General features: G+C 38.9%; 9 protein-coding genes and 1 pseudogene (1 of these 10 only partly in view). 6 read left to right on the top strand and 4 right to left on the bottom strand.

What is annotated here, in order from left to right:
- Nucleotides 1–125 precede the first annotated feature (125 nt).
- Nucleotides 126–1,244 (bottom strand): alanine racemase, encoded by a 1,119-nt coding sequence (gene alr / locus QHG54_RS08065; protein WP_406604174.1) that lies wholly within the window; start codon nucleotides 1,242–1,244, stop codon nucleotides 126–128.
- Nucleotides 1,245–1,865: 621 nt separating this feature from the next.
- Here alr and QHG54_RS08070 point away from each other — a divergent pair.
- The 3 genes and pseudogenes from QHG54_RS08070 to QHG54_RS08080 form a co-directional block, all read left to right on the top strand.
- Nucleotides 1,866–2,696: a ferredoxin--NADP reductase gene (locus QHG54_RS08070; protein WP_317993651.1), complete on the top strand. Its 831-nt coding sequence runs from the start codon at nucleotides 1,866–1,868 to the stop codon at nucleotides 2,694–2,696.
- Nucleotides 2,689–2,865, top strand: a complete 177-nt coding sequence (locus tag QHG54_RS08075) for a hypothetical protein (protein WP_406604175.1) — start codon at nucleotides 2,689–2,691, stop codon at nucleotides 2,863–2,865. The genes QHG54_RS08070 and QHG54_RS08075 overlap by 8 nt, the downstream gene beginning before the upstream one ends.
- Nucleotides 2,816–2,920, top strand: a pseudogene (locus QHG54_RS08080) (ferredoxin--NADP reductase); the annotation flags it as partial. The gene QHG54_RS08075 and the pseudogene QHG54_RS08080, both read left to right, overlap by 50 nt.
- Here QHG54_RS08080 and eda read toward each other — a convergent pair.
- Nucleotides 2,890–3,555, bottom strand: coding sequence for a bifunctional 4-hydroxy-2-oxoglutarate aldolase/2-dehydro-3-deoxy-phosphogluconate aldolase (gene eda / locus QHG54_RS08085; RefSeq protein WP_406604176.1), 666 nt, complete (start codon nucleotides 3,553–3,555; stop codon nucleotides 2,890–2,892). The pseudogene QHG54_RS08080 and the gene eda overlap by 31 nt on opposite strands.
- Nucleotides 3,556–3,668: 113 nt before the next feature.
- Between eda and QHG54_RS08090 the strand changes: the two genes are divergently transcribed.
- From QHG54_RS08090 to QHG54_RS08100, 3 genes are all read left to right on the top strand, one after another.
- Nucleotides 3,669–4,586, top strand: coding sequence for a rhodanese-related sulfurtransferase (locus QHG54_RS08090; RefSeq protein WP_317993649.1), 918 nt, complete (start codon nucleotides 3,669–3,671; stop codon nucleotides 4,584–4,586).
- 1,380 nt (nucleotides 4,587–5,966) lie between these two features.
- The gene (locus tag QHG54_RS08095) at nucleotides 5,967–7,100 is read left to right on the top strand and encodes a type III PLP-dependent enzyme (RefSeq protein ID WP_317993648.1); all 1,134 of its coding nucleotides are present in this window, start codon (nucleotides 5,967–5,969) and stop codon (nucleotides 7,098–7,100) included.
- 47 nt (nucleotides 7,101–7,147) lie between these two features.
- Nucleotides 7,148–7,732, top strand: a complete 585-nt coding sequence (locus QHG54_RS08100; protein WP_317994067.1) for an N-acetyltransferase — start codon at nucleotides 7,148–7,150, stop codon at nucleotides 7,730–7,732.
- A gap of 1,206 nt (nucleotides 7,733–8,938) precedes the next feature.
- On the opposite strand, the gene QHG54_RS08105 is transcribed toward QHG54_RS08100, so the two are convergent.
- Nucleotides 8,939–10,510 carry a DHA2 family efflux MFS transporter permease subunit gene (locus QHG54_RS08105; protein ID WP_317993647.1) on the bottom strand — a complete coding sequence of 524 codons (1,572 nt, stop codon included), beginning with the start codon at nucleotides 10,508–10,510 and terminating at the stop codon, nucleotides 8,939–8,941.
- Between the two features lie 19 nt (nucleotides 10,511–10,529).
- Nucleotides 10,530–10,853: the 3' portion of an HlyD family secretion protein gene (locus QHG54_RS08110; RefSeq protein WP_317993646.1), read on the bottom strand. The gene runs 774 nt beyond the window's last position; 324 of the gene's 1,098 nt are visible here — the last part of the coding sequence; the start codon falls outside the window, past its right edge; it ends in the stop codon at nucleotides 10,530–10,532.

Below are 10,853 nucleotides of genomic sequence, written 5' to 3' on the forward strand. Positions count from 1 at the left end.
AACTTCCATTATTCTTTTAAGAATTTTCATCGACAATATTGATCAATAGAGTGTTGGGGAGGGAGTGTTGATGCACATATAAGGCTACTTTCTGAGATGGTATTTTCACCATTTCGTTAGTGGTTCTAGATGTAAATGCGTTGATAACGGTTCCCTAGAGAAGTTAGAATTTCATTAGGAATGGTATTGGCATCTGTGGATAGTTTTTCAAGTGTTTGATGTGTTCCAATGAGTTCTACCCAATCATTTCTTTGAGGTTTTTTATCAAGATCGGTAGCGTCGACAACAATGGAATCCATAGAAATGCGTCCAACAATAGGAAGTTTTTGTCCATTGAAATAAACCGCACCTTTATTTGAAAGAATGCGTGGCAAACCATCAGCATAGCCGACAGAAATGGTTGCAAGAGTGCTTGGTTTGCGGGTAATGAAGGTTTCTCCATAGCCGGTAGGTACTCCTGCATCAACAGAGCGGATTTGAGTGATTTGGGCTTCAATTTTTAAAACAGGTTTAAGAGGTGTTGGGTGTTTTCCACGGGGATCAACACCGTAAAGTGCAATGCCTGGGCGAACAAGATCAAAATGAAAATCGTTCCCAAGAAAAATACCTCCAGAGTTGGCAAAGGAGACTTTACAGGCAGGCAATTGCGCAAGGATGGTTTTTAAAGTAGCCAATTGTGTATAATTGGATGAATGTGTGTTATCCTCTCCGTTCGCAAGGTGACTGAGAATATATTTTATTTCTGCTTTTTCGAAAATTGTAGGTTGTTTGATGAGTTTTTGTAATTCTTTTTTATCAAGCCCTAATCGGTTCATATTGGTATCAATTTGAACAATTGCAGGAAATTTTTTATCCTTTTTTTGACAAAGTGTTTGCCAGTTTTCAATTGCATTCCAAGAGTTCAGAACAGGAATAATTCCTTCTTGAGCTACAAGTTCTTCTGTATTGTGTGGAATTCCGTTAAGAGAGGCAATCGTGATATTTGATGGTAAAATGGTTTTTAACTGTAGCGCTTCTTCGATTTTGGCGACAAAAAAAGTACGGCAACCAGCTTGATAAAGTGCAGGAGCGATTTTATCAACGCCTAATCCATAGGCATTTGCTTTTACAACCGCTGAGCATTCTGTTGGAAAAACCTGTTTGGCTAAAGTTGTATAATTAGCAACAATGGCACGAACATCAATGGTTGCTACAGCTGTAGAAGGAAATAATACATTTGTTTCATCATTCATGGATTTGTCCATTTTTAAAATTCTATCATTTGGTCAATGAGGCATGAAGTTTTTTATGATTATTGCGTATAGGCTCCTGTTATATGCGGAGAGGATGCAAAGGGTATTTATTATGCACAAAATCATGAACAATTTATACTTAATTATGGTTTATGAAAGCAATCTTTTGACATAAAATGCGTTCTTCTTAATGCAATATGTAGAGTTTTTTTCTGTGTGTAATGCTGTGATATATAATGGGAGGAAGATTAAGTTTTTTGCTTTCTGGTGGTTTGTGATTAGGTGTATATTGCTAAAGGCTGCTCATTCTAAAAGAAGTTGTTGCGAGAACTTGCGTGAGTGCTCATCATGAAGGTTCTTTATTAGTTGGAGGTTATCATTTGTAGGTGCTTTGAAGGTAAGAATTTTATGTAATGAGGCTAATGCGCATTATTGGTTATGAGTTGCAAGTGAAGATGTTGCGCATTTGTTTTATTCTTAAGTGTTTTTATGCTTATTTTGTTAGTTTTGAGACAAAAAATGCTCATTGCGTGATTTATGTTTTAAGAGAAATATTGGCAGATAGTTGTATAGGCATTATATCATTTTCAGAACGTGAGATTTAATGTTCAATAAAGAGATGAGGAAGAGTTTATGAATAGGTTTGCTCCTAATGTTCAGTCAAACATCAACAGCGGTTCATCAAACTTTCCGATTCCTGAAAATGTGTTCGCGCTTACTGTCCAGGAAGTTTATCACTATACAGACCGTTTGTTTAAATTTCGTCTGAATCGTCCAGAAAGTTTTCGTTTTCGTTCAGGTGAATTTGTTATGATTGGTTTGCCAAATGCAGAGAAACCGATTTATCGCGCTTATTCGATTGCAAGTCCATTTTGGGATGAACAGCTTGAATTTTTTTCGATCAAAGTTCCAGGGGGGCCATTAACTGAACATCTTCAAAAAATCAAAATTGGTGATACGGTTCTCATGCGTAAAAAATCTACCGGAACACTGGTTCTTGATGCTCTTATTCCTGGAAAGCGCCTTTATCTTCTTTCAACGGGAACAGGTGTTGCTCCTTTTGCAAGCCTTATTCGTGATCCTGAAACTTATGAAAAATTTTCTCAAGTGATTCTTATTCAAACAACGCGTGAGCGGGATGAACTTGCTTATGCAAAAGATCTTGTTGCATCTTTAAAAGATGATCCGCTCATTGGTGAGTATGCACAGCAGTTACAATTTTATCCCATGACCACGCGTGAATCTTCAGAGCATATGGGGCGCATTACGACTGTCATGGAGAGTGGTGCTTTCTTTGAAACGACTGGTTTATCGAAAATCAATCCTGACGAAGATCGGGTGATGATTTGCGGTTCCATGGCAATGCTAAAGGATTGCGCAAGGATGTGCGAAGCTTTTGGGCTTGTTGAAGGTGCCAATAATGCACCCGCATCTTATGTTGTAGAGCGTGCTTTTGTTGGTTGAAAGAATTTGTGCTGCTGCTTTTCTGGAAAGTGGTGTTTTCTTTAAAACGACTGGTTTATCGACAATCAATCTTGATGAAGATCAGGTGATGATTTGCGGTTTCATGGTATGTTCAGGGGGCAATGCTAAAGGATTGCGCAAGGATGTGCGAAGCTTTTGGGCTTGTTGAAGGTGCCAATAATGCATCCGCATCTTATGTTGTAGAGTGCGCTTTTGTTGGTTGAGGAAGGAGTTGTGATGCGGCGTGTGCTAATGCACTTATCGCATTCCAATCATTTGCTGCGATAAGTGGTTGGGGAGCTATCCAAGAACCACCTACGCAAAATACGTTGGGAAGTCGAAGCCATTGTATGGCATTTTTTTGGGTAATACCGCCTGTGGGGCAAAACTGAATTTCAGGAAAAGGGGATGCTAAAGCTTGCATAAAGGTGATACCACCAGCTGCTTTAGCGGGGAAAAATTTAAGATGTGAATAGCCGTTTTCCAGTGCTGTTATACATTCACTTGGTGTAACAACACCGGGGAGGAGGGGAACTTCGCTGTTTTTTGCACAATCGATCAATTTGTTTGAGAGGCCGGGGCTAATAATGAATTTTGCTCCTGCTCGTTCAGCGTGTTCATATTGTGCACTGTTGAGAATTGTTCCTGCTCCAACAGTTAGTTCAGGCACTTCTTGTGTGATTATTTTAATTGCAGCGAGTGCATTTTGTGTTCGCAATGTTACTTCAATTGTTTTTAATCCTCCTTTGGCAAGGGCGCGTGCTAAGGGCACGGCGTTTTGCAGATTGTCAATGAGCAAAACAGGGATGACGGTTTGTCTTTGAAGAAGTGATAAAAGGTGCTCTATTTTTTGGCACATGGTATTCTTTCTCTATGCAGATGGTATGGTCAGTATAGTTTGATTAAGCACAATATACAAAGAGTAGATGAATAGGTCTTGAAATTGAACGAAACGCGCGTTATGGCAATATTATGGAAAAGAATTTTAAAGTCGTTGCTCTTTATTGCTTTGCAGATTTGAAGCATTATCATCAATTACAGAAACCTTTGCGTGATTTATGTCAGGCACAGGGTATTAAAGGTACCCTTCTTTTAGCAAAAGAGGGAATTAATGGCACTGTTGCTGGTTCTTGTGCTGCGATTGAGGCATTAGTCAATTTTATTACAACTGAACCAGCATTTCAAACACCTGAGATTAAATATTCTTGGGCATCGAAAATGCCTTTTCATCGCTTGAAAGTGCGGTTGAAAAAAGAGATTGTAACAATGGGGGTTGAAGGTGTTAATCCGTTAAAAGCTGTTGGTACGTATGTCGATCCTGAAGATTGGAATGCCCTTATTCAAGATGAAGAAACGATTTTAATTGATACGCGTAATGATTATGAATATGCGATTGGAAGTTTTCAAGGAGCGATTGATCCGCGTATTAAAACATTTCGCGAATTTCCTGAATGGGTGCGCAAGCACGAAGCTGATTTAAAAAAGAAAAAGAAAATTGCTATGTTTTGTACAGGCGGTATTCGGTGTGAAAAATCAACAGCTTATGTTCGTGAACTTGGTTATGAGCAGGTTTATCATTTAAAAGGTGGGATTCTTAAATATCTGGAAACAGTGCCAAAAGAAGAGAGTTTGTGGTGGGGCGAATGCTTTGTTTTTGATGAACGTGTTTCTGTTAAACATGGTCTTGAAGAATGTGGCCGCGAATTATGTCGTGCATGTCGCTCTCCCCTTAATGCTGAAAGCAAATTATCGCCTCATTATGAGGAGGGTGTCTCGTGTGATGCTTGTTATGATATGCGGAGTGAAGCGGATAGGCAGCGTTTTCGCGAACGGCATAGGCAGTTCCAATTAACAAAGCAGCGTGCAATTCATTCTTATCAAGAGTCATAAAGGTATCATACTTTAGGGCTTAAAGCTTTTGCTTTTTTCTGTTGTTAAGAGAGAAGAATTTTCAAGGTGAACGCAAAAGTATTTTATAAGGCTGGGCAGTTTGCTCGGTCTTTTTATTTGGTGCTACAAGTAACCTATTGATTTAGAGATATAAATCAGCGCTCTCTCTTTTAATCCAATATATTTGATCTTGTGGTATTTTGTTTGTTTTAAATATTCTTATATTAAATCAACCACAACCATTTCCTTGCACGTTATAAGCATGGTGAGCGTGTGGGTAAAAACTGTTTAAGAAAGGAGTAAAAATGCCTCTTCTGAACCGTTTCAATGAAAGGGTTGTCGCAATATTGGGAACTAGCAAATAGTATGATGGTATGCCAGTTATGTATCTTCATAAGGGTAAAGATGGTGGTGCATCATGGCTTTATACCATTCATGAACGCTGTCGTGAGATAGATTTGGAAGCACTGAGAGATGTTTTTTAAAAACAAGCGCGTAAATTTGCAATACAATGGCATTGTGTTCTTCGTGAGCAGCGTGTGTTTTGAAAAGCAGTTTTAGAATAGATGTAACATACGATTAATGAGCTGTTATATGCAAGAGTAGGAGCAGCATTGGGGCGTGTGTATAAAAGGCTGGTACTGGCCCTTATGATTTCATAAACGTAAAGATGATGGTTCCCAATGGATTTTGTATTATCTTTCCATCGGTGATATTTGGAGATAGGATGAAGAAGCCAAGCAAAGCGGCTCTTTTAAAGGCAAGATCGTGAATTGGGAGCAAAATGATGTCGTTTTTTCGTGAAGGTTGCAATTTTGTTAAAGGAGTTAAGGTGGCTTCTCTGTTGGAGGGAGGTGTTGCTTTTTTGCAATCAATTTGTCTTTAAAAATTAAAAAATGTTTAAAACTAAAAAAATGATTGAAATAAATAAGAATTGGTTCTATATGGTGCCTTGCCCAAAGTCGCACGTGCCTGTGGGTGTCCGCTGGTTCTCAAATGGTGAGATTAACCGGTACGGTACCTGGAACTAACCGCTCCAGTCATTCTTACGGCCAACCGAAAGAGTGAGGACATCTTGAAGCAACGACGGTGCGGGCCTTTCTGGTGTCTTCCAGCCCAAATGCTGGGATAACTATAGAGGCACACCTCATTGCCTTCAGTGCGGAAGTGGTTTTCTCAACTCCAATCAAAAAGGCAGAAAAATTAGAGCAACGCGTTTTCGCGCTGTTTTTCGCTGCATACAATGCTGCTTTCTTCTTGGTTATTAAAGAATCAGGGTGCAAAGAGCGGTTGTGTGTGTGTTTTGTCCTTTGGTTATTGGCGGCTCTATGCTGTCCAAGCATAGGGTGGGAGAGTATACTCTTCTGGGAGAATTGATAGATGGCGACACAACGTATTCGTGATTTCCTTGCAACACATCGTTCTGAAGGTCCATGCTTAATTGTTGATCTTGATGTTGTTCGTGAAAATTATTTAAATTTTGAAAAGGCCCTTCCGCAGTCGCGTATTTTCTACGCAATAAAGGCAAATCCAGCTCCTGAGATTTTGAGTTTGCTTGCTTCTTTAGGCTCCTCTTTTGATGCGGCTTCTGTTGCAGAAATTGAAATGGCTTTAAAAGCGGGGGCAACGCCAGAGCGTATTTCTTTTGGGAATACGATTAAAAAAGAGCGTGATATTGCACGTGCATATGCATTAGGTATTTCGCTTTATGCGGTTGATTGTGTTGAAGAGGTAGAAAAAATTGCTCGTGCTGCTCCAGGATCTCGCGTGTTTTGTCGGGTTCTTACTGATGGAAAAGGTGCAGAGTGGCCATTATCACGTAAATTTGGTTGTGTTCCTGCTATGGCGGTTGATGTATTGCGTCATGCACATCAATTAGGTTTGCAAGCGCACGGTGTTTCCTTTCATGTAGGATCTCAGCAGACAGATTTGAGTGCATGGGAGCGTGCTTTATCCGATGCGGCTACAGTTTTTCGGCGTTTGGAACAAGAAGGAATTTCGTTGAAATTGGTTAATATGGGTGGTGGTTTTCCAACGCGTTATTTGAAAGATGTTCCTACAACACAAGCTTATGGTACGGTTGTTTTTGATGCCCTGAAAAAATATTTTGGTAATCGTATTCCTGAAACGATCATTGAACCAGGGCGTGGGATGGTTGGCAATGCTGGTGTTATTCGCACAGAAGTTGTTCTTATATCTAAAAAAGCAGACAATGATCATGTTCGATGGGTTTATCTTGATGTGGGAAAATTTAATGGTCTTGCTGAGACTATGGATGAAGCTATTCGCTATCCCATTGAGACACCTCATGACGATAAGGCAATGGAGCCTTGTATTTTGGCAGGCCCAACATGCGATTCGGCGGATGTTCTCTATGAAAAAACACCTTATCTGTTACCTTTATCCCTCACGGTAGGGGATGAGATATTAATTCATGGAACTGGTGCTTATACGGCGACTTACGCATCTGTTGCATTTAATGGTTTTGAGCCTTTACGATCTTATGTGATCTGAGTTTTTCTTTTGTGGTAGTATAAGGTGTAGTGGGGCGTATGACAAAGATGAATGTGATTAATTTTCAGACAAAAGATGGTGCATTTTTTATACTTGCATCTGAGCAAGAGGCTGATAAACCTTATCGGGAACATTTACTTGACTTGGCTCTAGGAAAGGGACGTAAGCGTAAATCGTCAGAAGCTTTACGTCGTGGTCGGTTGGCGGCGTGTGGGCTTTCCTTTGTTGTCAAAAATGTGCTTGGAGAGCTTGTGGGCAGTGTTCGTCTTTGGCATGTTCGGTTTAATAAAGGACAAAACGAAACACAATATGCTTTGCTTTTGGGACCTCTGGCTGTCTCAGCAGAATATTCCGGTATGGGGATAGGATCTGTTCTTATGCAACATGCAATTGAAACAGCAAAAAAACTAGGTCATGGCGCTATTTTGCTTGTCGGTGATTGTGCGTTTTATCAGCGTTTTGGTTTTTCAAGCAGTTTAACAAAAAATTTGGCAATGCCTGGTCCTTATGAGAAACACCGTTTTCAAGCGTTGGAATTGATACCAGAATATCTTTCCGCATGTTATGGCACTTTGGTTCCTAGTGGAGAACGAGAAGATTTGAGTCGTTTCCAGCGTCATAAGGTGGCTTAAGGATTGTGTTTTCCAACAGTGGTTACATTGAGAGCGCTATCCGTTTTTATTTATGGCAAGCTATTTTTATAATATGCAAAGTTTTAGAATAGCTTTATTATATTGCGCAATTTTTTCACTTTCATTTTCTTAATTTTTGATAGTTTCTGTTAATTTGTTGAGGATGTCCAGTGTTTTTCACTGTTTTAGATGATTTTTGTAAAGTCATTGATGTCATCTTTTATTCTTATTTTTTACAGAGCTTTTAGCTGGTTGATGTTAAAAAAATCTTTAATTGGAAGAAGATGTAAGGCGAAGAACAGCATAAATTATATCAAAAGCTGTTTTGAAATAGTGGTATATTTTATAAATTACGGTGCTAGAGAAATCAGCTTCTTTTATGATTATGGATGCAGCTACAATTAAAGCATTCAGTCAAGTTTATACTTTTTGGATTTTATGAATCGAAAATGATGAGCTCTCAATAGAGAAGGGAACACTTAAGGGTTTTCTGCTGTATTAAATAAGGGAAATATTAGTTTTTAATGTCCTGAACAAGTTGTGAATGTATATATTAATAATGCGATGGTTTGTTGTTGTGCTTAACGATTTTGAATCCAACTGTGATAGGAAAAGAGTATAAGCGTTGTGTGATAACACATTGATCAATTTGTTATTATGTTTAGGAAAATAAATAGTTTGAGAGTTTTTTACGACTTAAGTTTGTGTTGAAATATCAATAAATGGTGGAAAAGACTCTTGGTATTGTGATCAAAATTGTAGATATCGATTTCTTTTAAGCTGAGTAAAACAATAAATTTACGCATTTAAGAGCAGCTTTTCTTTGAAAACAAAAGTACCATCACAGTGTTCTTTGGGATAAAGATATAAATATTATTCCAATGCTTTTTTCTTGTCTTGGGATCAGGGAGCAAAAAATCTCATAGAAATGACTGACTTATCTATACGGTGGAACTTTAAAACGCTTTAGATAAAATAAAAGCTTTTCGCTATAATCTCAAACTGTCCAATTCTTCATTTATGAGAGGGGAATTTTTTAAGGTATGCAACTGTCTAGTATCTAATAAGATTTCGGTTAGAAATAATTTTCAGTATACGATGTTGTGTCATTCATATCATCTCTTTATAGGAGATAAAGTTATAGGACATGAGGAGAAGCGATTGATGAAAAATAAAGAATATTCTTCAACTTTCATGAGATTAAACTCAGTGACCTGAAGGGGTATCGGTGAGTGGTGGTATTTTTCTGAGGAGAACGGTCATAAATGTCAAGACGATAAAGATGATGGCTATTATAAAGAAAATGTCGCTAAAAGCCATGACCATTGCTTGTATGCGTGCCATATTAAAAAGTTGGAAGAGAGCAAGAGTATGTGGATCGGAAGTTGCAGTTTTGAAGTATAGAGTAAGGTTTGAAAGCATTTCAGTTGCTTGGCTGTTTCCCCACTGGAGCGTTTCGGCTATTCGTCCATAATGCAGGTCTGTGCGTTTTGTTATAAGAGTGCTGATAATAGCAAGTCCCACGGCACCACCAAGATTACGTGTGAGATTAAAAAGTCCAGAGGCATTTTGCATTTGTTCTGGTGGAAGTAATCCGAGGGCAATATTATTAACAGGGATCATACATAACATAACAGAAGCACCACGGAAAACTTGAGGCCAAAAGAGCTCCCAAAAATCCCAGTTGTCTGTGATAGAGCTAGCCATCCAGGTTCCTAATGCAAAGCCAAAAAGTCCTATCGCCATCATCAAACGTGCATCAATTCGTGCTGAAAGAAATCCGGCAAGGGGGGCGGTTAATAACATGACGAATCCTGAAAGGAATAACGTTTCTCCAATCATGAGAGCATCATAATGACGGATTTGGCTCAAGTAGACAGGATAAAGATATGTGAGTCCATAAAGACCTATTCCAAGCATAAAAGAAAAAATGGATGCTGTTGAAAAATTGAAATTCGAAAAAGTCGAGAGATCAACAATTGGTTCTTTTGCAGTAAAAGCGCGCCAGAAGAATAAGGCTGCAGATAAGATCATAAGAATGAATAAGTTTAGAATCAGATCATCTTTTAACCAATCATGACGCGCACCTTCTTCTAGAATATACTCCAAAGTCCCTAGAAAAATAGCCATAGAAATAAGACCTAACCAGTCAAATTTAGTCATTAAAGAGGGATCACCTTTATCAAAATCAATTAATTTCCAAGCGAGAATTGAAATAATAATCCCACAGGGTACATTGATAAGAAAAAGCCAATGCCATGATGAGATATGGCAGAGATAGCCCCCCACTGTTGGACCAATGGTGGGCGCTAACGTTGCTACCAATCCAACAATAGGGGTAACAATTGGGCGTTTGGAAGGAGGAAAAAGTATATAGGAGGCGACAAAAACGCTAGGGATAATACCTCCACCAATAAATCCTTGAAGTGCGCGATATACAATCATCTCTTCAATAGATGTTGCGGTTGCACAAAGAACAGAGGTAATTGTAAACCCGATAGCCGAGATGGTAAAGAAAACGCGTGTTGAAAGCAATCTTCCTAAGAATCCAGAAAGGGGCAACATGATGACTTCAGCGATGAGATAGGAGGTTTGAACCCAGGAAATTTCTTCAGAGCTTGCTGAAAGACCAGCCTGAATTTCAGCTAAAGAGGAGGAAACGATTTGGATATCCAAAATAGCCATAAACATGCCAAAGGACATAGCAATGAAAATCACGATTTTGCGGATTTCTATGCGCTCTTGAGAATGTGTGGACTCTGGCATGGGAGAGGTCATAATAGGATCATTTGCTTTTTTATAAGAGATTTTTATCTTGTGGCTTTGTACGTGTATCAATTTCTACTGCAACACTCATTCCCGCTCGGATACGTCCAGTTTTTAATACTTCTTCTGGAATAGAGATACGTACTGGAATACGTTGGACAATTTTGGTAAAGTTGCCAGTGGCATTTTGTGGGGGCAAAAGAGAGAAAACAGCACCTGTCGCAGGTGAAATGGAAAGTACTGTTCCTTGGAAGACATCCTTTTTGAAGGCGTCAACAGCAATATAAGCGGTTTGTCCAGCATGAATATTTTGCAACTGTGTTTCTTTATAGTTCGCTTCAATATAAAGTGCATG

The organism is Bartonella gliris (assembly GCF_045277155.1).
Taxonomy (GTDB): domain Bacteria; phylum Pseudomonadota; class Alphaproteobacteria; order Rhizobiales; family Rhizobiaceae; genus Bartonella; species Bartonella gliris.